The 24,365-nt window shown below is 33.8% G+C and carries 33 protein-coding genes and 4 tRNA genes; all 37 read right to left on the bottom strand.

Annotated features, from left to right (window positions below; translation table 11 throughout):
• Positions 1 to 1,032: a DNA polymerase beta superfamily protein gene (locus ACESZG_RS11010; protein ID WP_373218248.1), complete on the bottom strand. Its 1,032-nt coding sequence runs from the start codon at positions 1,030 to 1,032 to the stop codon at positions 1 to 3.
• Complete coding sequence (locus ACESZG_RS11005; RefSeq protein WP_373218246.1) at positions 995 to 1,513, bottom strand: hypothetical protein; 519 nt, start codon at positions 1,511 to 1,513, stop codon at positions 995 to 997. The genes ACESZG_RS11010 and ACESZG_RS11005 overlap by 38 nt, the downstream gene beginning before the upstream one ends.
• Before the next feature lie 9 nt (positions 1,514 to 1,522).
• A complete protein-coding gene (locus tag ACESZG_RS11000; RefSeq protein ID WP_118571457.1) occupies positions 1,523 to 1,906 on the bottom strand; it encodes a hypothetical protein in 384 nt (127 codons plus the stop codon).
• Positions 1,906 to 2,301, bottom strand: coding sequence for a hypothetical protein (locus ACESZG_RS10995; protein WP_373218244.1), 396 nt, complete (start codon positions 2,299 to 2,301; stop codon positions 1,906 to 1,908). Before ACESZG_RS10995 ends, ACESZG_RS11000 begins: the two co-directional genes overlap by 1 nt.
• A 12-nt stretch (positions 2,302 to 2,313) precedes the next feature.
• Positions 2,314 to 2,502, bottom strand: coding sequence for a hypothetical protein (locus tag ACESZG_RS10990; RefSeq protein WP_055053140.1), 189 nt, complete (start codon positions 2,500 to 2,502; stop codon positions 2,314 to 2,316).
• 1 nt (position 2,503) lies between these two features.
• Complete coding sequence (gene nadE, locus ACESZG_RS10985; RefSeq protein WP_373218241.1) at positions 2,504 to 3,649, bottom strand: NAD(+) synthase; 1,146 nt, start codon at positions 3,647 to 3,649, stop codon at positions 2,504 to 2,506.
• Positions 3,642 to 4,142: a hypothetical protein gene (locus ACESZG_RS10980; protein WP_055053141.1), complete on the bottom strand. Its 501-nt coding sequence runs from the start codon at positions 4,140 to 4,142 to the stop codon at positions 3,642 to 3,644. The genes nadE and ACESZG_RS10980 overlap by 8 nt, the downstream gene beginning before the upstream one ends.
• Before the next feature lie 10 nt (positions 4,143 to 4,152).
• Entirely contained in the window at positions 4,153 to 4,554 is a 402-nt protein-coding gene (locus ACESZG_RS10975) for a hypothetical protein (RefSeq protein ID WP_373218239.1), read from the bottom strand.
• Positions 4,555 to 4,573: 19 nt separating this feature from the next.
• A complete protein-coding gene (locus ACESZG_RS10970; protein WP_118571453.1) occupies positions 4,574 to 5,047 on the bottom strand; it encodes a hypothetical protein in 474 nt (157 codons plus the stop codon).
• Positions 5,040 to 6,515 carry a nicotinate phosphoribosyltransferase gene (locus ACESZG_RS10965; protein ID WP_118592986.1) on the bottom strand — a complete coding sequence of 492 codons (1,476 nt, stop codon included), beginning with the start codon at positions 6,513 to 6,515 and terminating at the stop codon, positions 5,040 to 5,042. The genes ACESZG_RS10970 and ACESZG_RS10965 overlap by 8 nt, the downstream gene beginning before the upstream one ends.
• Complete coding sequence (locus ACESZG_RS10960) at positions 6,515 to 6,856, bottom strand: hypothetical protein (RefSeq protein WP_118571451.1); 342 nt, start codon at positions 6,854 to 6,856, stop codon at positions 6,515 to 6,517. Before ACESZG_RS10960 ends, ACESZG_RS10965 begins: the two co-directional genes overlap by 1 nt.
• Positions 6,840 to 7,208 carry a hypothetical protein gene (locus ACESZG_RS10955; protein ID WP_118571450.1) on the bottom strand — a complete coding sequence of 123 codons (369 nt, stop codon included), beginning with the start codon at positions 7,206 to 7,208 and terminating at the stop codon, positions 6,840 to 6,842. The genes ACESZG_RS10960 and ACESZG_RS10955 overlap by 17 nt, the downstream gene beginning before the upstream one ends.
• The gene (locus ACESZG_RS10950) at positions 7,201 to 7,488 is read right to left on the bottom strand and encodes a hypothetical protein (RefSeq protein WP_118571449.1); all 288 of its coding nucleotides are present in this window, start codon (positions 7,486 to 7,488) and stop codon (positions 7,201 to 7,203) included. The genes ACESZG_RS10955 and ACESZG_RS10950 overlap by 8 nt, the downstream gene beginning before the upstream one ends.
• A 52-nt stretch (positions 7,489 to 7,540) precedes the next feature.
• Positions 7,541 to 8,344, bottom strand: coding sequence for a ribose-phosphate pyrophosphokinase (locus tag ACESZG_RS10945; protein ID WP_373218236.1), 804 nt, complete (start codon positions 8,342 to 8,344; stop codon positions 7,541 to 7,543).
• Between the two features lie 53 nt (positions 8,345 to 8,397).
• Positions 8,398 to 8,859 carry a hypothetical protein gene (locus ACESZG_RS10940; RefSeq protein ID WP_349062339.1) on the bottom strand — a complete coding sequence of 154 codons (462 nt, stop codon included), beginning with the start codon at positions 8,857 to 8,859 and terminating at the stop codon, positions 8,398 to 8,400.
• Position 8,860: 1 nt separating this feature from the next.
• Positions 8,861 to 9,421, bottom strand: a complete 561-nt coding sequence (locus ACESZG_RS10935; protein WP_373218234.1) for a cysteine hydrolase family protein — start codon at positions 9,419 to 9,421, stop codon at positions 8,861 to 8,863.
• Positions 9,411 to 10,010 carry a hypothetical protein gene (locus ACESZG_RS10930; RefSeq protein WP_349062340.1) on the bottom strand — a complete coding sequence of 200 codons (600 nt, stop codon included), beginning with the start codon at positions 10,008 to 10,010 and terminating at the stop codon, positions 9,411 to 9,413. The genes ACESZG_RS10935 and ACESZG_RS10930 overlap by 11 nt, the downstream gene beginning before the upstream one ends.
• A 24-nt stretch (positions 10,011 to 10,034) precedes the next feature.
• Positions 10,035 to 10,116, bottom strand: a tRNA-Leu gene (locus ACESZG_RS10925).
• A 442-nt stretch (positions 10,117 to 10,558) separates the two neighbouring features.
• A complete protein-coding gene (locus tag ACESZG_RS10920; protein ID WP_373218232.1) occupies positions 10,559 to 11,197 on the bottom strand; it encodes a hypothetical protein in 639 nt (212 codons plus the stop codon).
• Between the two features lie 41 nt (positions 11,198 to 11,238).
• A tRNA-Leu gene (locus ACESZG_RS10915) sits at positions 11,239 to 11,311 on the bottom strand.
• A 224-nt stretch (positions 11,312 to 11,535) separates the two neighbouring features.
• Positions 11,536 to 11,609: transfer RNA gene (locus ACESZG_RS10910), tRNA-Ile, on the bottom strand.
• 405 nt (positions 11,610 to 12,014) lie between these two features.
• Positions 12,015 to 12,085, bottom strand: a tRNA-Gln gene (locus tag ACESZG_RS10905).
• Positions 12,086 to 12,123: 38 nt separating this feature from the next.
• Positions 12,124 to 13,224 carry an AAA family ATPase gene (locus tag ACESZG_RS10900; protein WP_055053153.1) on the bottom strand — a complete coding sequence of 367 codons (1,101 nt, stop codon included), beginning with the start codon at positions 13,222 to 13,224 and terminating at the stop codon, positions 12,124 to 12,126.
• A 40-nt stretch (positions 13,225 to 13,264) separates the two neighbouring features.
• Positions 13,265 to 14,170 (bottom strand): ATP-binding protein, encoded by a 906-nt coding sequence (locus ACESZG_RS10895; protein WP_055053154.1) that lies wholly within the window; start codon positions 14,168 to 14,170, stop codon positions 13,265 to 13,267.
• Positions 14,170 to 14,805 (bottom strand): hypothetical protein, encoded by a 636-nt coding sequence (locus ACESZG_RS10890; RefSeq protein WP_118571442.1) that lies wholly within the window; start codon positions 14,803 to 14,805, stop codon positions 14,170 to 14,172. Before ACESZG_RS10890 ends, ACESZG_RS10895 begins: the two co-directional genes overlap by 1 nt.
• Positions 14,806 to 14,947: 142 nt before the next feature.
• Positions 14,948 to 16,984 carry an NAD-dependent DNA ligase LigA gene (ligA, locus tag ACESZG_RS10885; protein ID WP_373218229.1) on the bottom strand — a complete coding sequence of 679 codons (2,037 nt, stop codon included), beginning with the start codon at positions 16,982 to 16,984 and terminating at the stop codon, positions 14,948 to 14,950.
• On the bottom strand, positions 16,975 to 17,241 hold the full coding sequence (locus ACESZG_RS10880; RefSeq protein ID WP_055053157.1) for a hypothetical protein: 267 nt from the start codon (positions 17,239 to 17,241) through the stop codon (positions 16,975 to 16,977). The genes ligA and ACESZG_RS10880 overlap by 10 nt, the downstream gene beginning before the upstream one ends.
• 95 nt (positions 17,242 to 17,336) lie before the next feature.
• The gene (locus ACESZG_RS10875; RefSeq protein ID WP_118571440.1) at positions 17,337 to 18,242 is read right to left on the bottom strand and encodes a hypothetical protein; all 906 of its coding nucleotides are present in this window, start codon (positions 18,240 to 18,242) and stop codon (positions 17,337 to 17,339) included.
• A 2-nt stretch (positions 18,243 to 18,244) separates the two neighbouring features.
• Complete coding sequence (locus tag ACESZG_RS10870) at positions 18,245 to 19,453, bottom strand: hypothetical protein (RefSeq protein WP_373218226.1); 1,209 nt, start codon at positions 19,451 to 19,453, stop codon at positions 18,245 to 18,247.
• Positions 19,454 to 19,493: 40 nt separating this feature from the next.
• Positions 19,494 to 20,492, bottom strand: a complete 999-nt coding sequence (locus tag ACESZG_RS10865) for a tyrosine-type recombinase/integrase (protein ID WP_118571438.1) — start codon at positions 20,490 to 20,492, stop codon at positions 19,494 to 19,496.
• Positions 20,493 to 20,502: 10 nt separating this feature from the next.
• The gene (locus ACESZG_RS10860) at positions 20,503 to 21,219 is read right to left on the bottom strand and encodes a hypothetical protein (protein ID WP_055053161.1); all 717 of its coding nucleotides are present in this window, start codon (positions 21,217 to 21,219) and stop codon (positions 20,503 to 20,505) included.
• A 48-nt stretch (positions 21,220 to 21,267) separates the two neighbouring features.
• On the bottom strand, positions 21,268 to 21,447 hold the full coding sequence (locus ACESZG_RS10855; protein ID WP_055053162.1) for a hypothetical protein: 180 nt from the start codon (positions 21,445 to 21,447) through the stop codon (positions 21,268 to 21,270).
• 37 nt (positions 21,448 to 21,484) lie between these two features.
• On the bottom strand, positions 21,485 to 21,700 hold the full coding sequence (locus ACESZG_RS10850) for a hypothetical protein (protein ID WP_055053163.1): 216 nt from the start codon (positions 21,698 to 21,700) through the stop codon (positions 21,485 to 21,487).
• A 9-nt stretch (positions 21,701 to 21,709) separates the two neighbouring features.
• Complete coding sequence (locus ACESZG_RS10845) at positions 21,710 to 21,898, bottom strand: type II toxin-antitoxin system HicA family toxin (protein ID WP_055053164.1); 189 nt, start codon at positions 21,896 to 21,898, stop codon at positions 21,710 to 21,712.
• Positions 21,899 to 21,996: 98 nt separating this feature from the next.
• Complete coding sequence (locus tag ACESZG_RS10840) at positions 21,997 to 22,806, bottom strand: hypothetical protein (protein ID WP_373218223.1); 810 nt, start codon at positions 22,804 to 22,806, stop codon at positions 21,997 to 21,999.
• Positions 22,807 to 22,809: 3 nt separating this feature from the next.
• Positions 22,810 to 23,376 (bottom strand): hypothetical protein, encoded by a 567-nt coding sequence (locus ACESZG_RS10835; protein ID WP_373218221.1) that lies wholly within the window; start codon positions 23,374 to 23,376, stop codon positions 22,810 to 22,812.
• Positions 23,377 to 23,421: 45 nt separating this feature from the next.
• Positions 23,422 to 24,363, bottom strand: coding sequence for a DUF5688 family protein (locus tag ACESZG_RS10830; protein WP_373218219.1), 942 nt, complete (start codon positions 24,361 to 24,363; stop codon positions 23,422 to 23,424).
• Positions 24,364 to 24,365: the final 2 nt, after the last annotated feature.

Raw genomic sequence — 24,365 nt, 5'->3', positions numbered from 1 at the left:
TTAAATCTCTCCTAATACAATTCTTTCATTGACAGACATTACAAATTCTTCTATAGCTTTATAATTTGGTTTATCAGGCAATGAGGTATTCTTTGAATCATACTCAAGTCTTTTCTCTAACTCGTTTACCATTTCAAAAAAATCTGGGATAGGCTGACTGTTTGCATCCAAATATTCTCCATTACGTAGAGCCATAAGAAGCTCATGATCATCTTCTCTATATGTAATAATTTTGCCTTTTTCAAGAATATCAAAACACATAAGATACAATCTCACTAAATGGCACATATGCTTTCCTAACTTATTATGTTCTATGGCATGCTTATTTCTCTTCCCAATTTTGGAATAATCCCTAACAATGTTTTTCATTTCGGCCCACATCCCCTGATAATCATTCAAAGGGTAATGCTTCAACTGGATATCCATAAATACTTCTGTTTCATAATCTTCCTGAATACCTTTATCTACATAAAGCTTTATTGCATCTTCTGGAAAATTGAAATACTTTTCAGGGAAAGTATAAAAAGCATTCATAATACTATTAAGAACATGCTGCATTCTTTCTTCTTGTCCCAATTTCCTGGCAGATTTATTATCGAGCCTTCTTAGCTGGCTTGTAGCATAGCCTCCAAAAGAATAGATCGCTTTCTTAGATAAAAACATTTCAGCATTATCAAGAAGTTCTTGACCAATTGGATGAATATAAAGATAATGTTCTGGCTTCAATCCTATCAGCTCAATTGTGTTTGGGTTGCAGTTTGACAATAGAGTTATCAATTTATTAAAAGAATAGATTGTTGTATCTGTTGTTTCTTCCGTTACCTGATCAAAATTATGTGTAGGAATCAGGATTTCTTCTCTTTTATTTAAAGCACAACCCCTAATATCCAGATCGGAGTTTTCTGTATCTGTACCATAAGCATGAGACCCACCTAAGCCTAATAGAATTATGTTACTCCCCAGGTGCTCGTTCGCTCTTAAGAAATCATAGTGTTCACTTTTCAACAATTTTTTGATTTTCTCTATTTTCATCAATTTCTCCTGTTGAATAATAATAATTTACTATATCGTCTAAGTTCCTTATCTCTTTTTCTAACTCTGCACACTTTTTCTTGCTATCACATGTCCATAACTGTTTTCGTAGCTTCGTTGCAACCTCAGATACCTTTTCTGCTTCTTCTGTTTTATCAATGGTTTCTATGACATCAACTTCAATTGGTTCTCCGCAAAATGGACAGAATTTAAGAGGGTAATAATAGTCTTCAGGCCATGTATCTTCCCAGTCTTGGACTTCTTCGCTTATGTAAAAGAAAATTCCAAAAGTTTCATCAGTTTTATAGTCACAACCATGGCATTCTATAGTTTCACAAGTTCTACATAAGTAGTTATCAGGATATTCATTAGAAATAACTATCCTAGGATTCTCTTCCAATGCTTTGCAACAGAATTTAGGTTTATAATATTTATAAGATGTGCTCCTATCTACAATTATTTGCTTTGCTTTTATTTTCATGTTTACTCCTCAGATAATCTGTAAGTTTTCATCACCAATAAGCCATGCAGAATCTAAAATAAAATTTTCATATGGATCCCCGTTTTCACTCCAGAATTCATCTGATCCAACTTCCCAATCACCTAATGTTCCATCATTAAAGTTACCGTATAAATAATCTGCTGTGTGTTCTAAAAACGCATCCACAGCCTTATCATAATCTTCTTTTCTTATTGACTCTTCTACATCCGGCTCAAGATCAATCCATTTATGCTGTTCAATCAAAAAAGATTTAGCGTTGTCTCTTACTTTCAACAGTGAATTTTTAATGTCTGCTAATGTTGCATCTTTCTTTTTTGCAATGATATAACTTGAAGACGAACTATTAGTAACAAATCCTCTTCTTATTTTCATTAACCATCTCTCCCTTCTCCTTCAGCAACTTCTATATCAGCAAATCCATTTACTTCCGTAATAGCATCTATTGCTTCATTCATAGAGAAATCATAATCATATACAGCATCACCCCATTCATCATAATAAGCATCGTTCCTGTCCTCAATTACGATATATTCTCCATCAGGGTGCTTTTCTAAAATGTCATCAACCCCATAAATGACCGCTCCGCACCAACTAGCACCAAGCTCACCAGACCAGTTTTTTTCATCATTTACACCAGTAACATCTAATACATCAAGATTGAACTGATCAATTATCTTCTGAGCTTTTTCTTTGTCAGCAATCCTTGCAAAGCAAATAATGAAACTGCTAGAGCTTGAATTAGTAACAAATCCTTTCCGTATTTTCATGAGCCCTCCTTTCTAGTGGCTCTCGCCACTAGATTTCTTATTCCACTTAGGTTTATCAGTTTTCATTTTATTTACATGTTTAGAAAAAGCAAGTGACTTCTTAGACTGCTTCATCCCATGTTTAACCATTCTAGTATGTTTCTTTCCGTTTTTATCTACTTTTGTCTCATACTCTTTGTTCCAGGAATTCTTTGATCTCATATTACATGTCCTCCATTGAATAAATTACTTTTTCTAAGCTTCTTTTTGATTTGAAACACTTCTTAAGCAAACACCACATAATGGCTTTTTCAGTATCATCTTCGTCTTCCCAATCATTTAAGACTACAGAAGTCTGTGTTCCATCTTTGAACCCTACAGTAGTTCTAATTTTTCCTGTAGCAATATCTTTTGTTCTTCCTACAAATGTGATATCATCTTTCGAAAGTGTTTTACAAACCTGTTTATCAGTTTTATTTTTAGGTACAATATATACATCAATGCCTAAAGCATCTTTAATCTGACGCTCACAGCTTCTAAGCTCTTCTCCAATAGTATGCTCTTTTTCTTTTTTCGCTACTGCTTTTTCAAGTGCTTTTAAAATCTCATCTGGTGACATATTCATATCTGTTTTCTCCTCTTTATAATTAAAATACTGCATTGGTTTCAGTTTAAACTCATTCTTCTCATGTAAACGATCAATCCGTCTTTTTACTTCTGGATCGTCACACACTCCTGTACGGATGTATTTATCTAATACTGCATAGGTGAATCCAAAGTTATCTTCGTCTGATTTACCACATAAACCATCCGACGGGGTCTTCTCTACATAATTTTTAGGCAATCCTAAATAATGCCCGATTCTTTTTACCTCTCCCTTTGTAAACTGTGCCAATGGAGCAAAATCTCCAGCTGCGTCACCATATCTAGTGGAGTATCCGATGTAATCCTCAGAAAGATTACATGTATTAACCACTCTTCCATTGTGTGACTGTGACACCCCGTATAGGGTGGTCATTCTTAGTCTAGGAGCGAGATTAATTAATGTCTGATCTGTTACATTAAATGCAGCATCAATTTGATCAATAATATCATCATAAGCTGATCCAATATTAATAGTAAGATAATCAATGTTTAATACATGCTGGCAAATGTCATATGCCACATCAATATCATCCTGTTTATAGTTCGGCATGATTACTCCGAGAACTTTGTCAGCTCCAACGGCTTCCACACATAGCTCAGCAGCTACTAAAGAGTCAACGCCACCGGAAATACCTACTATGAGATTACATCCAGGACCATTCTCTTCTCTCCAATCTCTAATCCACTGAATACAATCATTTGTTGCTTTTTCTACATTAAACATTCTGCTCCTCCAATTTCCACAGTTCTACTTCAAAACTACTTAATTCTTCTTCTATAATCTTATAAACCACTTCCCAGTCTGCTCCTCCTCTTCCGCAGCCTATTTTATATGGGAGTGCAATGGTTGTCTTGTGAGGTCTGTTATCAGCATCAAACCAATAAACAGGTATTTGTTGTCGAATAAAATTTAATCCTTCTCGAAAAGCTTTAACATCAGTATACTGTTTTCCATCATATCCATACTTGTCTTGTGCAAATAAGGACAATATCTCTTGATTTTTCCTTCTGATAAAGTACTCGTCATATGTTCCAAGAAGTAATTCTGGATTAAACTCACGTAATTTACAGACGTTTCTATAATGTATATAAATACCTTCGTCATAATCTCTTAATGCTTTAGCGACTCCAGTATTCATTTCTCCTTGGCAATTAACTTGATGAATTATATAATCGGTCTGTGCATCTACAATGTTACCTTCAATAATTTTAATCATAAATCTTTTCCTATAAATCCTGAAATGTAAACTTCTCGCCACAGGAGCAAATCACTTCTCCAATAGTTCCAATGCTTGTGGGAACAAATTGATATGTATATCTCCCGCCACAACATCCGCCAGCTCTCAATCTCTGTTCCATAGTTTTCAAACCATGTTTCTCAGCGTCATGTTTTAACTGCCACTCTTTGATTTTCTCCTCTTCTTCTTTAGAAATTGGAAATCCTCTATGTAAATCATCTTTTGCTTTTTCCAACTCTGTTTTCATTCTCTGCATTTCAGAATCTTTATAATGCTCATCTTTGAGCTTCTTGTTTTCTTCTCCTAAGTATTTAATTCGTTTTTCATAAGTATCTACTTTATCAATAATCCCCTGACAAAGATCTGAAACTGAATCAGTAAAATAACTCATTTTTAATACCTCCCTATATCTACTCCATAAATGATGAAACATGTACAGTTACAAAATCGCTATGTGCACGAATATAATCCAAAGTTTTAACTGTATCTTCTACAATTGCAATCTGAGATGGCTTAAGTCCGAGCTTTTGTTGCAGCGTTTGAAGCACAGTAAGTTTTTCTGTCTTTTCTAAAGTGAAATAGATATTATCATCTGGCAGATCATAATTGTCTTTTATAAAAGCTCTTTTACCAGGAATTTCATTTAAAGGACTCTTTGAACAGGTATATACTTTATTCACGCCTTTCTTCTGAATAAACTCCTGTATTAATTTGATCGGACGCACATCTTTATACGGATTCTCACCGGAAGCTACAAGTCTGTCCCATTCATCGTCAGTCATACTATGACTTAATTCAGAAAACTCATACGGAGCAAGTACTCCATCTACATCCATTACTACAATCACATCATCTTTTAATAAATAATCTGTAATTTTACTCATCTTTGTTTCTTCCGTTTAATCTGTCTCTGATTTCTTTAAATATTTCTGTATGATATATTTCACCGTCTTTAAATACAGTTTTTAATGCCCCATCATAAACAAAGCTGTCATATCCATCTCTGCACCTTAATTCTCCATTTTCATCGTAATATACATGACAACATCCTTTATGAGATTTCTTTAAATGGCTTACATCTGTCTTTGGATCTTTGTAAATCATAATCGGTTGTCCGTTAACTTCTCCAAATGTAGCTTTCATAGCAATGCCGAACATATCTCTGGTTACAACGACCATACGTCCATCAGGTTCTACAACTGCCGAGAAACAAAAAGCCCCAACTCCAAATACAATGTTGTTTGCAGCGAATCCTTTCTTCTCAAGTTCTTCCCATACCTTTTTTACATTGTTAAGAGTACAGCCATCACCATAGATAATTCCAATATGAGGGTCCAGTACTTTGTAACCTTTGCTATTTACTGATCCTTCAAATGTATTCCAGAGTTTTTCGATAGTCTTAACTGAAATCTCTACCATATCACCAGAATCCGGACGAACCAAGAGCTTACCATTGTGCTGCATAATTTCTTTTTTGCAAGCTGGAAGAATATTGTCAATCATGTTCCAGTAATCATATGTATCAGATACCATGCTGAAAGATGCATTCGGATATAATTCTGTAAGTAGTCTTTTCACAAATGTAATTTCGTCTCCGTCCACAGCATAATTTGAAGCCATGACCGCATGTTCGGTAGAAATCGCACCAATTCCAATATGACTCACGCTACAGTCATTGAAATAATATTTGTCCAAATAATCAATTGCCGGGATCGTACTTGTCTTATCAAAGGATAATAGCCAAGCAACGGAGCATCTCTCTGCTTCTTCCATACAGGACATTCCACGCATTCCAAAGTCTGAGCAGGCCATTTCAGGTCTTAAAATGTCGTCGCAGGTCTTTTTATAGTAGAAATTTGCCAGTTCTCTGTACATATGTCCAATTGTTGCATGAGCACACGGCTTCCAAAGCTCAACCTGCAGAATACACTCAATCCACTGCACAACCCATGCAAAATCTGGATGTGTATTCGTGATTTCAATGCATGGCACTCCCATAGGCACTAATGTACCTTCCGGTAATGCACGGATCTGAATCGGAAGATACCCTAATTCGTGAAGTTTAAGGATTGGAGAAATATCGTAATTTCCTTCTCCTAACTGAATGTCCATACTAATTGTATAAAGTTCTTGAACTTCATCAGTGCTTAATTTAAAGAAATCTCTTTTAAAATATGTAATAAGATATTCTTTAATAAAAGCCTGCAGTCCGAAGAAAACCATATGATCCTGCTCCTTTAACATTGATCTTCTCGGAGTCCAATAAGAGACTAACTTCGTCAATCCTCTCGGAAACATATTGTGGTGTACTTGTTTGTAAGTATCGCTTAACAGAATTGCTAAGGTATCCATTATTTTTTATCCTCCTCTTTGTCGTTTACAACTTTATCAATCTGATCAGTAATGTAATCAATAACATCCTTGCCGGTTTTCCCAATTGCTTGAACATTGTCCGATGTTAGTTCATTTGCAACCATCATTGTATAAACGGTTTCGGTAGTTGGTGTAAGAACTGTTAAAATTACAGAAATAATCCCAATTGAAATAAATAACTTGAATCCATTCTTTGTTAAATCATCAAATCCTATCAAACATATTGCAAATGCAGCTACTGCAACAATCAGAAATAAAGTCCCCACTGCATCTGCTCTACTTGCAAAATAAATCAACCAAGGACTAATAATTGGTTCCATACTTTCTCATCTCCTTTATAATTTTATCAACTTCATATTCTCTTAAAATATCATCCACATCTTCTATATGAGAATATCTATTAGAGTGTCTATATGTAGCAATTTCATAAGCCATTGATTCAATCACGTCTTGTAAGCTTAGAAGTCTATCTTCCCATTTGTATGTTTCTGTACGGTAATCTGGTAATTCTCTTAATGGACATAATTTAGGAATCGTTGAATGTTCTTTCCTTTTTAAGGAATTAATGTATTTATTTAATAATTGGCAATAATATCCATACGTTTCTAATTCTGAAAATGGGCATTCGTCACATGAATTAGGTTCTTCTATAGATAACATAACTTTACTCATTATTATCTTCTCCTGTAATTTCTCTCAAACAATCATTCCAACCAATCTTGTAGCTAGGCATTTTTCCATTGCTTTGAAAATACTCTCTTCCGTACACTCCTGTTAATTTCATTTTATCCGGCAATGGATTCAAAGGACATCCTTTCATTAACTCATCCCACGAATCACCAGCATTGAAATTTGCATTAGCATCTTGTACTGTGCATTCATCTGCATCGTTTAATAGCGGACAACGTATACATTTCTCTGGCGTATCAATCACTAATACTGATTTACTCATTTTCTTCTCTTACCTCTTTTCTGCAAGAATGCTGCGTGTGTACAGGACTGATTCATCTAAATCTCTCAACCAATTCAATCTTAGGACTTTCCAGATTTGTCAAAATCGTATCTGTCGTATAAATCTTCTCTATCAGTCCATTGCTTTTCAGAAGCTCTCCATCATAAACAGTGTTTTCACAATGAGTAACATAAAGATAAATCTTACCTACACCGGCCTCTTTCAGCTTTTTAGCACTGTGATAAAAAGTTCCGCCTTTACTACAAATATCGTCTACAATAAGGATATCTTTACCTGGCAGTTGATTAATTTCACCTGATAAATCTAAACCTTTAATTTCTCCGGTCTCCCAATCTCTATTCTTAATACCGAAAGCATATGGAAGATGTACTGCTGAAGAATATCTTTTCATAGATCCTGCATCCGGATAAAACATCATAAGATTATCACTAGCAATCTTCTTGACAGTATCTTCAATCATTCGATTCGGTGACTCTACATGTACTTTATTAAATAATGCGGCAGATACATCAGAGTGAGGATCTAAAACTTCTACTCTTCCAAAATGTAATGAATTGATAGTCTGAGCAAAATATTTTAAAGTAAATAATTCGTTCTCATACTTAACTCGATCCATACGAGCATCTGGGATATAAGGCATATATAAATTAGGCACTACTCTATGATCCCAACAATATCTAGTAATATATTCAACTGCTGTTAATTCTTCCATTGATTCAAAGAACCATTCAATATTATCTCTGCACCATCCTCCAATAGGAGGAATATCCTTAAATAAGAATGTTCCATCCGGATATTTATCAAGTTTGATTTCTACACCGTTTAATTTAATCATTCCAAATCTCCTTATAATTTATTTCTTACTGTTTAATAATCCTTACTTAACTTTTACTTATGCTCAATATCACAGGTAGTTATTACAGACGGATTATTCAAATGATTGCCATTACAGAAATTATTGATAAAATCCACCTGTCTTTGGAGATAATCAATAGAATCACATAGTGAAACTTTTACATAACTTAATAATTCTGCGACAATTGTACTAATCTTAAACAGTTCATTTTCTTTATCATCGTATTCAACGCCATCTGCATGATTAAACGGTGAGGTTGCGTCAGCTGTTTTTATATAAAAATCATTATCCTCATTTTTATAAATTGAGCACACCCAAATAGTATCGTCATAAAGCCCATCAAACTCAAATACTTGTAAGGTTTCTGTATTGTTTTTTTCAACAAGTTTTGTAGTGATCACTCCATCACAGTCATATTTACGTAAGTAGTTCTGAATATCCTCTAATGTAATTTCTTCTAATTTCTTCATTTCCACAGTATTTTCTCCTACCATCTTATTTCTCTCCTATCACATTAATCTGACAACTTTTCATCACCTCTAAAGCTGCTTTATGCTTCTCCGGTGTAGTTCCAGCGCAACATGACGCATCTACTGTGATCTCTGCCTCCGGATAATAAGTTTTGATAAGAAGAGCATTTGTGATAACGCAGATGTCTGTACACACACCTATGATTTCAATGTTTAAATTGTCTATATCACTGTCTGTCCCAAATATTTCTTCCCAATCCCAGCCTTCATAACCAAAAGTTGACTTTTTACATACCATAAAATTGTTATAATTATTTTTTACAGGATGAATTTCATCTATAACCTCCCACCCTGAAGTTCGATATATACAATGTTCAACAGGAAGTTTTTTACCCTCAGAAGTATTCAAATAATCTGAATTATGTGTATCCATTGTATACACTACATAATCCCCATTATTTTTATATTCTTCAAACTTTTCTTTAATTTTAGGTACAATAGCTTGAGCTTCCGGCGTACCTAGTGAGCCAGTTACAAAATCATTCTGCACATCAACTACAATCAGAACTTTCTTTTTATTTCCCACAAGCATTACCTCCAACAGTCATTCTCCCGAATGGGTACTCTACAACTCTATAGCTACAAAGAATCTCCATTTCTTTAACAACGTCTCCTTTACACATCTCTAATAAGACACCAACTTCTTCTGCTACTTTTTTAATTTCAACTTTTTTCTCTTCTGCTGAACTTAAAGTAATAGTTCTCATTCCTCTAGTATAATCAGAAGTCATATCATAAATATTATTTGGTATTTCAACTTTAAACCCGGCATCTTTTAGATCATTCATGTGTAAAATTAAATCATGAGTATATTCATCTTCTGCAAGCAATTCCATTAATTTAATTTCAGCTTCCTTATCAATCTTTTCAATACTTCTTTTCTCCCAAAGTTCTATAATTGACATATCATTTTCCTTTCTTGTAAAATTATTTAGCTCATTTTCTTTAAAATAAAAATCTCCTTCTTCTGATTCTTCATTGTAATAACTAGAGATATGTATTCTTATATTGTTAGAATAAACTGTTTTTACAACGCCTGTAGCACCTGCAATATCATATTGTTTATATTTTTTAGGCACTATTATTACTTGTACTATATCTCCTACTTGAAACATTTTTTACTCCTTTCTATTTATTAATCCACCCAGAGAGACTCGAACTCTCACGCTATTAAGCATTAGAACCTAAATCTAACGTGTCTGCCAATTCCACCATGGGTGGGTACAACTGGCAGTTCAACTGCCAATTGTTAATAATGAAAGCGACTATTATATTTACTTATTCACTACTTACCAGCCTTGTACAAACTAAGAGCCAAGTATAATCATGCTCATAAACTTTTACCAAGGATTTGATAAATCTTTATTCTTTATGCTTTATTCTTTAATCTTTAAACTGGGATAAACTTTGAATTTTGAATTTTAAGATTTGAGTTTTAATCTTTGAACTTTACAGTACTATGGCTATCTGCCTCATCCAATAATATAATATATTAAGCTTACAGGTCCTATACGACCACGTAATCCTAATCCATTTTGTATTTTATACTATTATCTACTGTATAAGTAATGCTGTGGTTTCTTTATTGTTTTATATATGTCTAACCCAGCTAAAAAGACATATAGATTATAGTTTAAAGTTTTCGATAAGCAGTGAATATATCTTAGTATGTAATTTCTATTTCTGTCAGAGAATTACTTACTGAAAGTGCCGCATCTACTTCAGCAGTGAACTCTGCAATTTCTGTTTCTAAATCCTCCATTTCTTTAAGAACACCAATTGGATCAACAAGTTCCATTGTCTGAGCTTCTATATAAGCTTCTCTAGTTTTTGTAAACTCTTCAGTAGAGGTTTTACCTTCTTTACTGCCATAGAGCCCTACAACATAATTTTCAGCTTTATCTTCCAATTTACCATTCTCAGTTATGATCTGAGCCATAGCAGCATCATACTGTTTTTTGATTTTCTGTTTTAAAAGTTTCTTGAAGTCCATTCCATGATTTTTCATTTCAATAGCTTCAGCTACTGTATACTCTTTATCGGCAACAGTGACTTTAGTTACTGCATTTGAAAGAACTACAGCTCTTTTAATAGCTTCTCTTCTCTTGATTAAATCAGTTGCTTTATCATAAGAAGATTTCATAACTCCTGTGTAAACTTTGATATCCACTCCTTTGACCTTTGTGTTAGAATGCTTATTTGAAATACAAGCTTCTACACTGTTGATTGCTTTTATGATGCGATCATCTAAGATCTTCAGTTCCGCTAATGCTTTATGTACATTCATTTTTTCTGTTGTCATAATAAATACCTCCTGAATTTTAAACTTTAATTTAATTGACTGTGATAAGAGTGGACTCGAACCACCGACCTCACTTTTGCAGTGCGCTCTTTTTCACAACTGAGCTACTTATCACTTTTCATGCATGACCTGTCATACTGCAGTCACAACAGGATTATGTGTTCTTTGATCAGCTCAATTCCCTACATTTTCTTTAAAGCTGAATGTTTGTCTCATTACAAAACATCTCAAAAACTATCTGTCTTTCCAGCGCCATCTGATTCTCACTACCAAATCAGCAACGGCTCTTTACTATTGAAAATTAGAGCTCTCAAAAGTCACTCCTTCGTCAGGAGAAATGGAAACTCTGGGACTCGAACCCAGGACCGACCGGTTATGAGCCGGTTGCTCTAACCAACTGAGCTAAGTTTCCATAGTGGGTGAACTTTGAAAACACCCACATATAAAAACGTAACAACTATAATGATTGATTTGTAATCATGTCAGCTACACGAACAGTCGTCACCATTCCGTTGCCCCATCACTCACCTCTACCTCGCTGACTCAATTACTTTTTTGCTTCGTAACTAATTACACTTCTGCTTGACCAGATCATCCTCACTTCCCTCGCCTCATTAGCACAAAGCACATCTATATAAATGTTTTGTACATCCAAACCATTGCTACCAATGTACTGTGTTCCCTTTTTTGAACAGGTTCCAGTTATTAAACCATCCAAATTTTCACTTAAGTTTTATCTATGTTCGCCATGAACATAAGTAGGTATACCTTAGTTCTATCGGTTACCTCTTTGGCCTTCAGAGCTAACTTAGAACTACGGGGTAGATGGGATTCGAACCCATGAATGCAGCAGTCAAAGTGCTGTGCCTTACCGCTTGGCCACTACCCTCTATAGATACCTATGAAGGTATCTATATACAGATTATTTATACTGCATAATGCAATTCTCTACTTTTTGCTCTTACAAAAGTCATATATGCTGGCTTCATTGTTTTGATGATCTTTTTATCTTCTTCATCATTGTAGTAATTATCACTTTCTAATTTAATATCATTTCCAGATACATAAATGATGCCTTTTTTATGATCAAACTCACAATCAAGAACTTTACAAGAAGCATCTACATAGGTTCCTTTAAAGCAGAATTCTGGTTCAATCGTTGCGCTCTTATCAAAGAAATCAATAGTCAATTTTGTAGTTGCTTCAGAACCATCTTCAAGATGTAAAATGACTTCATATATAACACTATTCAGATTAATAATGTTCAAATCTTTGATTGCTATCTCAAAAGGCTCTCCAAAATTCAACTCGAATGCAATTGCTCTCAGGCAGTCATAGTTTAAATCTACTTTGTGAGCGAAAGAAATTACTTTTTCAATTTCACTGTAATACTGTTTATCTAACTTATCTTCTAAGTACTCTGTAATTTCAGCATCTGACGGATACTCAAATCTAAAGTGATAGTGGAATCTTCCAGGTCTGTTTACTAAATAACTATTTAACGAGTTGAGGTCATTACAAGTAATCACAAACATTTTCTTCCCTTGAGACAATCCATCAAACAATGTAAGCATTTCTGTTTGAGGATCTGCCATGCCATCAGCAGCTTTAATACTGCCAAATGTTTTATCAAATTCATCAAACAGTATCATTACTTCCTGTTCAATTTCTTCTATGAAACTTGCAATTCCAGGAATATACGTGTCTACAATGATAACTGGTAAACCAACTTTTGTTGCTTCCACAGCCAATGTCTTTGCAAACAATGATTTGCCGATTCCTTTATTGCCTGACAGGATAACGCCAAGGTTCTTTTCTGCTTTTGGAAAAGCCTTAAGAACTTTTTCAACCTTACTCATATGTACTCCGTAGGTTTTTTCTTTGATTTCTATGTCTGCATATTTTTCTAAAAAGAAACCAGAATTCTTTTGAAACCTCACGACATAATTCTGAGCCGGAAGCTTGTCGAAAGTTTCTAATGAATCGTCGTAAGTTCTAAATGTGTTTCCTACCTTAATAATTCTCATTTTTTATTCTCCTGTTTTATATCATTGTTTATATCGAAAATCAATGCCCTTTAACATCTGCTTCATGTAATAACATCACATCTGAAAACATCTGTTTTCCAATTAAATACTTATCTTTATTCTTTGCCTTGTTTGATTGCGACCATGATAAATAGGGATGCATATGATAATAAATCAAATTTGCTGTATAAAAAGCATCATATATATCTTTTCCTGTAAGTGCACCGGAAAAATCAAAACATGTTAAACATTCATAAGCTCCAACACAATGATGTTGATAATAGTGACAGTAATCATCCTCTTCACCTTTTCCATTAATTCTTGATTTAGTGAAAAGCTTTCCAATATCATGGAGACAGGCCGCCACCCATAAATTTTTTTCTTCTCTAGGTACTCCTTCTGAAACCTTTTTCAGATGTTCATAAAGAGTAAGAGAATGATGTGGATTCTCTTGATCGAAGTCACGAGCCATATCTATTAATTCTTTTATATCTTTATGATCATCTTGTACAACTCTAATTTCATTGAACCCTTCATGGTACATTGGTGGAGAAAATACTTTCCTCATTCTTGTAATCACTTCGTCTGGAACTGAATTTTCCCTTTTTGAGTTATCCTTTAAACATTTTTCATACGTTTTCAAAAACATAATACATGTTTTATAAACATGTTTAGGAACTCCTTTTAAAAAATGCACTCTTCTTTTCTTTACCAAATTAGTAGCATCATAAATAACCGAATGCATTTTCAAATCTTCCAGTATTCTACGATGCAGTTCTTCAAATACTTTACTGTTGTCTGCGTCATCATAATTATCTCCATACATTTCTTCTCTGAGTTTATCAGAAGAGTGCACTATATAATCAGGATGAGTTTCTGAATACTCTTTAGCCCATGTACTTTTACCGGAAGCAGGTAAACCTACCAGCATAATTAATTCATTCATTATGTAATCTCCTCTATTTCTTTGCAAATCTTCTCTGCTATTTCTTTAGATATGTACTTCTGATTAAAAAACTCTTGTCCAATATCTGATCTAATTCGATATTTTTGATTATCTAAATTAGGCCTCCCTTCCCCGTTTACAATTTGAGGTAATGAAGCTGTCTGAAGATAATCTATATAATATAGATCTTCTTTTATACTTCTTCGTTTCTCTCTAATTGCTTTTTTTATTTTATAGGCCCAATATCCAGAAGTAACATTCAGTTTATTAAATTCTATATAGTGATCAAGATCCTGAGATATAAGCTCCAGTTCCTTTAGCTGTTTTTCTAAAGGTTTTCTATTACCTAATATTTCTTTAATAGGCAATATGCTGTCATCTATTTTCTTTTTATAATCACCAATCTCTACAAGAGATTTATTCTGCTGTACAAAACCAACTCTCTCATCAACTGATGTTACTTTCCAAGGGGCGTATATGCTTAAATTTTTAGGAATTGTTGATATCCTGTTTAAAGCTTTCGGTACATTGTCAAACTTCTGAGCAGATTTTAAATCCACCACATGAGGAGGACTTCCATGTTTAAACACCAAATAATTTCCAGGATATTTTTCACTTTCTAAAACATATCTCATTTTCCTCTTCCTTTTGTGATATATGTATTATAACATACTCCGTATTCTGTGTCAACAAGTTTTTTTACAAACTTGTTTATTGCTTGAAACTGTTCTCCTTTCTCTTAACTTGCTCTAAGTATACCATAGTCATTTCACCTTGTCAACACTTTTTTATAAACTTGTTTAAAAATTCTTTTTCTGAAATTATCGGGACACCAAGCTGCATAGCTTTCACATTCTTGCTACTTTTTGACATTGCGTCATTATTAATAAGGTAGTTAGTTTTTTTGGTTACTGATCCTGTGACTTTGCCTCCAAGAGATTCTATCTTCTCTACTAGAGCTGCTCTATTGGCAAACTCGGTGAGTGTCCCAGTAATACAAAATATCGCTCCGTTCAAACCATCTTTTACAGTCTCCTGAGAAACTTCTTCAAACTGGAATTCCGCAGCAAGCTCAGTTATGTATCTTTGATTTTCTTCAAAATAATTTTTCAAAGAAGAAGCTTTCGCAAAACCAAAGTCTTCCAAACATGTAAAATCATACTGAGAATCCATATCTTTAATAAAGCTATCAAAAGCTGTTTTTAACCCTTTTTCTCTTGCTCTTTTCTCTTCAACAATGTTTAGCTGCTTACTAACACTTCGACCGATTAAAGGTATGGACAGCCCATAAAGAAATTTAGGCAGAGTTGTCTTGCGGCATTTTTCTATTGATTCCAGGATTTTATCAACTTTTTTTGCTCCTAGCCCTTGTAATGTCACTAACATTCCCCGGCAGTCTTTTAGATAAAATAAGTCTAAAGGCCCTTTAATAAATTCTTTCTCTATTAATAGACTCAGAGTAGATTTAGAAAGCCCTGTAATATCATGTGCTTCTTTGCTTACAAAAGTACATAATTCACCAAGAAGTTTCCCTTTACATTCAAGGTTCATGCACTGAAGCTCTTCTGTCTCATTTTCACCTGTAATTTTTACATGACCACCACAAATAGGGCACTTGTCAGGCACAGTAAACAATTTGTCACCGTTTCTGGTCAAATTCTCTGCAATCTGCGGAATGATCATGTTCGCCTTATATACCGTAATCGTATCTCCTACTGACAGTTCATAACTTTTGAAAATATTCACATTATGTAAGCTAGCTCTTTCAACAATCGTATCATCTATTTCAACCGGATCAAAAACTGCCACAGGTGTCAACTGTCCAGTCTTTCCCATGCTCCATTCTACATCTCTAATTACTGTTTCAAACTTATCATCTGCAAATTTATATGCCAATTGTGATCGAACATGATGTGATGTGTTTCCTAAGCTTTCACTATAATCAATGTCATCATATGAAAATACGATTCCATCAATAGGAACATCTTTTTCTCTTGCGGTTTCTCTAAGTTTTTTAATATTCTCTTCAATATTATCAACTTTTACCCAAGGGACCACTTCAAATCCTAGCAGATCTAATATCTGTAATCTTTTCATGAAACTATTTCCATCTATTCCACGAACGGCCTTCCAAGCAATGAACTTGATTTTTCTTTCTTTTGTAACGGAGTTATCAAGCTGTCTAACAGAGCCAGCAGTTAAATTTCTGATATTCTTAATACCATTATCTTTAATATATTTTTCTAATTCTTCACCAAAAAGTCCCTTTCTTTCTCCATCTTTTTTCAGATCAATATCTTTTAGCTCTTTAAGATAAGTATAATGATGGATTTCCATGACAGCTTCTCCATCAACTACTACTTCATCTTTATAAGGAATTTCCTTTGGAAGATTTACAAAACTGTTTGCTGTATGTAAAACATTCTCTCCGATGATTCCATTCCCTCTAGTTTCTGCAGCAACCAATTTACCATCTATATATTTTACTGAAATAGTAAGCCCATCCATTTTTAGCATGGCTAATCCTGGCAAACCATTCATAAAACTTTCAACTTCATTTATATCCTTTGTTTTGTCTAAGGACAACATTGGATGATCATGTTCGACTTTTTCTAACTCACTAACTGTTTCTGAGCCAACATTGATAGTGGGACTGTTGGCTAAAATAATACCTGTAACTTTCTCAAGTTCTTTAAGTCGATCATATTTTTTATCATATTCATAATCAGAAATTAGAGAAGTATCTTCCATATAATACGCATGAGCATATATATTTAATTCTTCCACTAATTCACGCATTTCTTTTAAAAGCACTCTTCTTCCTCCATTTTATACAATATAACATAATCTTTACCATGAACAAATTTTTCCCCTTCTCCAACTGGAACCTCTTCATAAAGCTTCGGCTCCAGTCTTATGTAGGAATCTCCGGTTTCTACTCTTACAACATCTCCCTCTTCATATATATTTTCAATTACAAAGTTCATCCACCCCATTTCCATGCCATTTATGTGACAAATTAATCCAATTCTCTCCTCAGTTCCAAAACATTCATAAAGTCTCTCTAACACTGCAATCCCTCCAATGTTCGAACGCTTGTTCGCTTATTATGTTTAAATATTACCACACACAGCAAATTAAGTCAATCTATGTGTGGTATTATCTATTATAAATAACTATAAAATTTATTTTTAAGAGTTCCTTTGCCATAAGAACTTATATTATAATTTGAACTAACCATTTCAACATACTGGCTTTCAAAGATATCTTCCTTAGAAACATTATATTTCTTCATTATTTCTCTAAACTGCTCTACAATTCCGGCTGTATAGAGTCGAGGAATAGTCAGATACGGAATATTAAGCTCTTTTCTAAGCGCAATTAACCTATTTGTCAGTCTTAGATTTAAAGCTTCTAATGAATCACTACGTGTATTATTCCTGGAGTTAACAATATTCCCCTTCATACTTAATAAAGAAGCAGTTCCAGTAAAAGATATATACTCCTCCTCTTGTGAACTAACTTTAGCCAAGTCTACCAGCGTCTCTGACAAAGTTTTTTCCTCTCCGTTTTCGAAAGTAAGGATATTACCATTCAACTTACTTATTTTAGCTCTTAAAAGCTCACCGGGGGCTTCTGTTCTTACTCCTTCAAACAAAGCCAGAATTAAAAATTTATCAGAATAGTTTCTAATTTTAGAAATATCCTTTAAAACCTGTTCTCTGCTGGGACACACCGCTCTTTCCTTATTAAGATATTTCTGTAGACTTTCAATTTCCATATTTATTTCATCATAGTGATTTATGTTGTCTATAGATATGTTGCAGGAACAACACCAGTCAGCATATTTCCGTAAAACACTTATATTTTTCCTTAAGGCATTTATTGATGAGGCTGCAAATGTAGACAACAATTTATCTATTTCAGAAAAAGTAAAATCACATAAGTCCTTGTTAAGTAAGTCCTCATAGTCTTCCGTTTTGTTAAAAAGAGCTTTCGCACTTTGTGGAGTTTGTCCAAGATCTTCTACTACATGTCGCAGATATTCTTTCTTCCGTTCTTCATTATACATAATCACACCTCCTCAAATAAAGCTTTTATTTTATTTACTTTCATGTTTGTAACACTATTAATAATCGGCACATCTTTTCCTAATGCACTTTCTATTTTTTCTGCACATTCATATGCATCCTTTGAGATAGATGAACCATATAACACTACTGGCATAGTGGTGTCATCAAATACAACATCTGGATTATTCTCTTGAACTATCTTCAAAATATTTATGATAAATACCGCAGTTTTGATACACTGACTCCGGTTCATACTTTTAGTTTTAAGAATAAACTCCAATAATGAAAACAAAGTAGCTCTGTCTATTTCTCCTCTATGTGCTCTTTCAATTTTACCTCTTACTGGACTATCCAATGTGTTGTTTAGTTTGTCAATAATTATATTAGTAGGAGACGACTTATCCATAGAAGCTAAGTAACTTTTAGAAATCTTATTTCTCTTATCTTCCTGCTCAATATACTGACATGCTTTGTCTTCTGTAAAATTCATGATATTCAGGATAAAATTAAACTGAAAATCAGGATTCTTAATTTTCGTGTTTATTGCAGCTCTAAACCGGTGAAAACCATCAATGATATCAAATTTACCAGAATTAAGTATCAATTCTGATCCAACAATATCAAAATCTACCTCTGAATCATCAACATTGAGATTAAGAGTTAAAGCATTAGGTACAAATTCTCCCTTGCTCATTAAACCTTCAATAGCTTTTACTGATGAAGAAACTATATCAATTGTATATGATACATCTTGTCCTCTACGTCTCTGTTTAAGTTGACGCTGAGTCCTTGGATTGTATATTATAAGCTGGTTATCGTAAAACTCTTTTAGTAAATCAATACTTATTTTTGTCACCCATTGATCTTCAGCTATCTCTATCACTGGACTTATTCTTATTGGATAAATATCTGTTTTTAAATAATCTGCCTTTAGGCTCGAAAATCTTACTATTTCCTTATCAGAAAAATATGTTTTCATTTCCATATTTGCCCTAAAAACATTATTAAACGCATCAATAAGCCAATACATTTCATTGTCTGGAATCTCATCTTTACTTTTCGCTCCAATGATATACTGCATATATTCAATATCTGAATATTCATATTTTTTCATAAGAAATTTTTGTACTTCTCTCTTGTAATATGAATTTTTCTGGATCTGAGAAAAATACTTATCCAGTATCTCATACAGGTTTTCACTTCTTAACATTTTGCAACCTCCTTTCTTGTATTATATCATTGTTTAGAACTTATTTCAATAAACTATTTACATATTTAGCAGCTTCAGCATTAATAGGCTTTCGAACGATGTATCTTTGTGTCGTGTCAGGTCGAGAATGATTCATTAATTGCTGTACATATGCAATGTCTCCTGTCTGATCATATAATAATGTAGCAAAAGTACTTCTAAATTTATGAGGAGTAATATGTTTTTCAAAATCTGCGGTATATGCCTTAACTAAATCTCTCACTGATTTGTCAGTGATTCTTGTTCGTCTGTTAGAAATAAAAAGAGCATTACAATCTCTTTTATTCAAAAGTTCTGCACGTTTTATTACCCAATTTCTTAAAATATCCATACTATCATCATCAAGTTCACATTCATAAGTGTTTCTGCGCTTATCAGTAACCCTAATAATCTTCTGATCCCAGAATATATCTTCCATATTAAGTTCTGTAAGCGCAGTAACACGAATACCAGTTACCATAAGAAGAGTAAATATAGCAAGGTTTCTTTCCTTCCATGCTTCTCTTCTTGCGTTGGCCCTTTTTGTACCAATAGAATTATCATTTATTCTTTCAACAACTTTTTTCAACTCTGCGGCTGTCATTGCAACCTGTTTAAGCGGATCTTTTACAGAAACTCTTTTTATGCCACAATCAAAAGGGCTCTCTGAAATCATTTTTCTGCTTAACAAATAATCAGCAAATGATTTTAATGCCGTATAAGTAGTTGCTTTAGCACTATCTGAACTATATCCTCCATCTCTTCCTCTTAAGCAAGAGAGATAAGAGTTTACATTGTCAATAGTCATTGCTCCATTACAATCTTCTATTGACTCTATAAACCCGTTTTCTTTCAAAAAGTTCATAAACCTAACAGCCGTCATAGTATAATTTTGCGCAGTAAGATATTCGCATGAATTGAATAGACCATTATAATAACCAGTGAAATATTGTGGCTTATCCCTAAGCAATGCTCTCATCTTGCTTTCTGATTTATATTTATGTTCTTCTCTTCCTTTCATGCAATTCACCTCACCATCTAAATTTGTGGTCTAATCCACTTCCACTAATTCCATGTTTATTTCTTTGTTCAAGGATTTCTTTTCTTACTTTTTCATGCTTTGAATGAAAATAAGCTGCTGCTACCGCCCACATTGTTATCAGTAGACTCAAACCAGAGAGTCCAGCCATTAACAGTACAAATGATATTATTCCTAATATAACTATAGTCTTTGCATCAGACTCGTCCCAAACATCTACATGCTTTGCTGCCTTAGAATCAGGATCGCTTGTTTCCCCCCATGTCCATGGATTCGGCAAAGGTATTGGCTCATAGTCATCTCTCACTACAGCAATAGGGAATGGATAAGCTTCTTCCATTTCAAAATCTAATGAGTCTACTTCTACTCGGACAGTACAATTGGGATGATAGTTCCAAACCTTATTCCCGGTTCTTACTACTTGAAAAGTTCCTTGCTGACCGGGCCTCAGTGCTTTTTCTGTCAGCTCAACTTCTTCATGTATAGGATATAGATTGAACCCGTATTTTTCATCCCAATTGTTTTTATTGTCTTCAGTAACTTTGAGCAATAATAAACCTGTATTTTGCTTTGCGTCTGTCATTTGTACCGGAGGCCATTTAGCATATTCATGCGCACTTTCATAAATTTCTTCCAATGTTTTGCCAGGTACTCTATATGTCCAACCTGGCTTCATATCTCTTACTTTAACTTTCTTTCCCAAATTCACCTTACCTTTCCTTGATACAAAAAGATGGCTATTTACAGTTTATAGTATTTATGTAGTTTTTTCAATAGGTCTCCATCCTACAACACACTTATCTGTCCAATTCCTCCATTCATAATTTCCATATTTTCCTTTAACCATTATATCTCTTTTGATGCTGCCATCAGTCATAAGAATTTCTACTTCCTTATACAGTTCAGGAAAGTCTCCCCATTCTGTGTGCCAACTCATATTTTCACCTTCTCTACCTTTCAATTCTATTTAGCATTTATTTCTTATAGGGCTCACTGTTATATTTCCATGCTGTTATTTCTACTCTAACTTCATCGTCGGTTAACGACCAATACCAATCTCCATCATTTCTATACGCAAATGCATCACAATAAGGCTCATGATCGTTGTATCCAATATATGTTACTTGTACATCTTCCATATCATCTGGTAATAAACCAGTACTAATGGGAGTCCAACTATTATTTTTCATATTATTCTCCTATGTAACTAACCCAAATTCTTTAATAAGTCTCTGCACAACCATCCGGTTACATTTCTTATAAGCAATAGACAATGTTTTCTTTACACCTTCTTTCTTATAAATCGAATGTCCTCCAGTACAATGGTCTAGTTCCCAGCCATTCTTTAGAATAATTCTCTCAACTTCTCTTCTGTTATAAGTTTTCATATTTCACCTTCTTTCATCTAAATATCCATTCAATGATAGTTCTTGCTATAACTCCTATTAAAAAATACTGCAATTTTATCCCCTTATTTTTATTTGTATTATAAGAAATATCCAACTGTTTTATCCTTTGGCTTTCCCCAAATAGATTCGTACAGATACTCTACCGTACTAGGTGCAATTCCATGATAGTTACACAATTCTTTAAATACTTCATATTTTGGTCTGGCATCAATATCTTCAATTACTTCTCCTAATGAAGTTTCGGCATAGTTGGTGGCGCACCCATACATCGGAAGCGGCTCATATATGCTCTTCAATTCTTTATAGACTTCATCACTATATTTATGAATATCATCATTTAACCCAGCAGAATCTGATTTATCAAGTTCCTTTTCTTTATCTCCTATAATTTCGCTTGCCTTGAACTGAATAACATTGCACATATGCCACTGATAATCATCGTCAACACACGAATCAAACGAATTAACTTCAAATACATCATCGTCAGTTATGTCAATATTAAAATCATTAGCCATTTTAGCTGCTAAATCTAACATATGATTTTTACATTCTTCCAAAGTGCCAATCTTCTCTACATAGAATCCAACACCTTCGTAAGCATGATGATAAATACAAAGATAATCTCCATCTTTTATTTCAATTTCATGAATAGTGTTAACATAGAATTCTCCATCTCCGTATGAATAATCAATTCGCATGATCTGGTCGTCGGATCCGTCTACATTTTTATATTCAAGCTCACTTATTACTTCTTCTCGGCTTTCCTCTGTAATACTGACTAAGTTGTCTATAACCCATTTATGAGCCGCAAAAGCAGTTTTGAAAAAGTAAAAATATGGTTCTCTATAATGTTCACTATCCAATGTACATAGTAAATATATCTTCATTTTTCACCCCCACTGTTTCCTTCTTTTACTTTGCATCTTCCAACCAGATACTTTAGAACATTTTTCATTATCCCAAAAGTAGTCCAAGTTTCTTTTAGGCTTTATAGGTCTAAGAGTAAAACCATATTCACACTTAATTCCTTTTATTTCTTCCGGAGTAATACTTTTACGCTGATCAGAAGTCAATCTTGGCCAATGACTATGCCAACCACCACCACGAATACCATAATGTATAATTCTCTTCTTCTTATATTTCTTAGTAAGTCGATGAAAGTCTCGTACATTACCATAATCATCCATAATCAAATATCTGTGATATTCGTGTGGGCCAGTAGACATGAAATCCCAATTATTATCTATTTTTAAATATTCATCATCAAAATAGTTGAATGAATGGTAAAATACTACACTGGACAAATTGTATCTAAATTCTGATTTAAAATATGTATACAATTGTTTAGTGCCGGCAACATACCCTATATACTCCCACGGGAGCCATTTGTATGTGACCCGTTTAAAATAACATTCTACACACTTTGTACGCTGCATATAAATATGGTATTCTCTCATATCTACCCTCCTGTTAGCCTCTCTCAAGAAGAGAGAGGCTATTTTTTATATGGCACAAAGAAATCTATGAGTATCTTTTTCATACTTATATATTTTCCTTGTGAGAAAATCTTCTTTAGGTGTCGCTTCTTCCAACGTATCCTGTAAGATTATTGATAAGTCTACCGCATCAACACCATCAGCATTATGAACCATCACCTCATGCACACTGGTAAACACTAAATACAAATCTGAATCCAATATATTAGCAAAGCGTTCAGCCACACCAGGATAAAATATAGCTACTGCACCGTTTGTTTTCTTTGCTGTAGTTAGACAATTTCCAATAAAATCTTGGCTAATTGCTTCTTCTGTACCAGGACTCATAAACTCTTCTCCTTCATATTCCGGACTAAAGAGCATCTGTTCCCATCTGTAAATTCTCGGTGGATACATACGTTCTGTGTTTCTTAATGCTTCTTCCAGAATATTGCCTTCACTTAAGGTCAAACCATCTTCCTTCCATTTCTCTACTACAGATTTAAAAATCTTAGTGCTCATAATGTTTCCATCACATTCAGACACCTTCATATATAATACCTGAGCAATATCACCTATTCTTTTATAAACAGCATTACTCAATTCTTTAGAATTATCATCATAATTAAGCAGCCTTATAAAAAGAGAATCTTTAACAGTTTCATAGTTCCAAATTTTCTTTGTTTTTTCATAAGAATTTTGTCCTTGTAACTGTCTAATGTCTCTTACAGTACTATCAAGAATGGTGTCAAATGATGTTCCATTTAAGAATTCTCTAAAAAGCTCTTTTGTATGTATTCCACAGACCTCCCAGGCATCATCATGCTCTGCAAGCTTCACCAGCAGTCTGTCTCCTGTCGGAGAAAATCTATCTCCATCTTTTGAAAATTCTATATTCTCAATAGGAATGTTGATAGCTACACTTATTTTATTTTTAAGTTCTTCCACAAACATTTCATAGTTCATCATAA

It is taken from the genome of Blautia sp. Marseille-P2398 (genome assembly GCF_964240315.1).
Lineage (GTDB): Bacteria > Bacillota > Clostridia > Lachnospirales > Lachnospiraceae > Blautia_A > Blautia_A wexlerae.
Note: the sequence above shows the minus strand (reverse complement) of the source record. Positions and strands in the feature narration are given on the sequence as shown.

Bases quoted from the DNA above. Each gene is read 5' to 3' on its own strand.
- ACESZG_RS11010 (WP_373218248.1), bottom strand. From the start codon at position 1,032: ATGAAAATAGAGAAAATCAAAAAATTGTTGAAAAGTGAACACTATGAT.
- ACESZG_RS11005 (WP_373218246.1), bottom strand. From the start codon at position 1,513: ATGAAAATAAAAGCAAAGCAAATAATTGTAGATAGGAGCACATCTTAT.
- ACESZG_RS11000 (WP_118571457.1), bottom strand. From the start codon at position 1,906: ATGAAAATAAGAAGAGGATTTGTTACTAATAGTTCGTCTTCAAGTTAT.
- ACESZG_RS10995 (WP_373218244.1), bottom strand. From the start codon at position 2,301: ATGAAAATACGGAAAGGATTTGTTACTAATTCAAGCTCTAGCAGTTTC.
- ACESZG_RS10990 (WP_055053140.1), bottom strand. From the start codon at position 2,502: ATGAGATCAAAGAATTCCTGGAACAAAGAGTATGAGACAAAAGTAGAT.
- nadE (WP_373218241.1), bottom strand. From the start codon at position 3,649: ATGTTTAATGTAGAAAAAGCAACAAATGATTGTATTCAGTGGATTAGA.
- ACESZG_RS10980 (WP_055053141.1), bottom strand. From the start codon at position 4,142: ATGATTAAAATTATTGAAGGTAACATTGTAGATGCACAGACCGATTAT.
- ACESZG_RS10975 (WP_373218239.1), bottom strand. From the start codon at position 4,554: ATGAGTTATTTTACTGATTCAGTTTCAGATCTTTGTCAGGGGATTATT.
- ACESZG_RS10970 (WP_118571453.1), bottom strand. From the start codon at position 5,047: ATGAGTAAAATTACAGATTATTTATTAAAAGATGATGTGATTGTAGTA.
- ACESZG_RS10965 (WP_118592986.1), bottom strand. From the start codon at position 6,515: ATGGATACCTTAGCAATTCTGTTAAGCGATACTTACAAACAAGTACAC.
- ACESZG_RS10960 (WP_118571451.1), bottom strand. From the start codon at position 6,856: ATGGAACCAATTATTAGTCCTTGGTTGATTTATTTTGCAAGTAGAGCA.
- ACESZG_RS10955 (WP_118571450.1), bottom strand. From the start codon at position 7,208: ATGAGTAAAGTTATGTTATCTATAGAAGAACCTAATTCATGTGACGAA.
- ACESZG_RS10950 (WP_118571449.1), bottom strand. From the start codon at position 7,488: ATGAGTAAATCAGTATTAGTGATTGATACGCCAGAGAAATGTATACGT.
- ACESZG_RS10945 (WP_373218236.1), bottom strand. From the start codon at position 8,344: ATGATTAAATTAAACGGTGTAGAAATCAAACTTGATAAATATCCGGAT.
- ACESZG_RS10940 (WP_349062339.1), bottom strand. From the start codon at position 8,859: ATGGTAGGAGAAAATACTGTGGAAATGAAGAAATTAGAAGAAATTACA.
- ACESZG_RS10930 (WP_349062340.1), bottom strand. From the start codon at position 10,010: ATGTTTCAAGTAGGAGATATAGTACAAGTAATAATAGTGCCTAAAAAA.
- ACESZG_RS10920 (WP_373218232.1), bottom strand. From the start codon at position 11,197: ATGACAACAGAAAAAATGAATGTACATAAAGCATTAGCGGAACTGAAG.
- ACESZG_RS10900 (WP_055053153.1), bottom strand. From the start codon at position 13,224: ATGAGAATTATTAAGGTAGGAAACACATTTAGAACTTACGACGATTCA.
- ACESZG_RS10895 (WP_055053154.1), bottom strand. From the start codon at position 14,170: ATGAATGAATTAATTATGCTGGTAGGTTTACCTGCTTCCGGTAAAAGT.
- ACESZG_RS10890 (WP_118571442.1), bottom strand. From the start codon at position 14,805: ATGAGATATGTTTTAGAAAGTGAAAAATATCCTGGAAATTATTTGGTG.
- ACESZG_RS10875 (WP_118571440.1), bottom strand. From the start codon at position 18,242: ATGTATAATGAAGAACGGAAGAAAGAATATCTGCGACATGTAGTAGAA.
- ACESZG_RS10870 (WP_373218226.1), bottom strand. From the start codon at position 19,453: ATGTTAAGAAGTGAAAACCTGTATGAGATACTGGATAAGTATTTTTCT.
- ACESZG_RS10865 (WP_118571438.1), bottom strand. From the start codon at position 20,492: ATGAAAGGAAGAGAAGAACATAAATATAAATCAGAAAGCAAGATGAGA.
- ACESZG_RS10855 (WP_055053162.1), bottom strand. From the start codon at position 21,447: ATGAGTTGGCACACAGAATGGGGAGACTTTCCTGAACTGTATAAGGAA.
- ACESZG_RS10850 (WP_055053163.1), bottom strand. From the start codon at position 21,700: ATGAAAAATAATAGTTGGACTCCCATTAGTACTGGTTTATTACCAGAT.
- ACESZG_RS10845 (WP_055053164.1), bottom strand. From the start codon at position 21,898: ATGAAAACTTATAACAGAAGAGAAGTTGAGAGAATTATTCTAAAGAAT.
- ACESZG_RS10840 (WP_373218223.1), bottom strand. From the start codon at position 22,806: ATGAAGATATATTTACTATGTACATTGGATAGTGAACATTATAGAGAA.
- ACESZG_RS10835 (WP_373218221.1), bottom strand. From the start codon at position 23,376: ATGAGAGAATACCATATTTATATGCAGCGTACAAAGTGTGTAGAATGT.
- ACESZG_RS10830 (WP_373218219.1), bottom strand. From the start codon at position 24,363: ATGATGAACTATGAAATGTTTGTGGAAGAACTTAAAAATAAAATAAGT.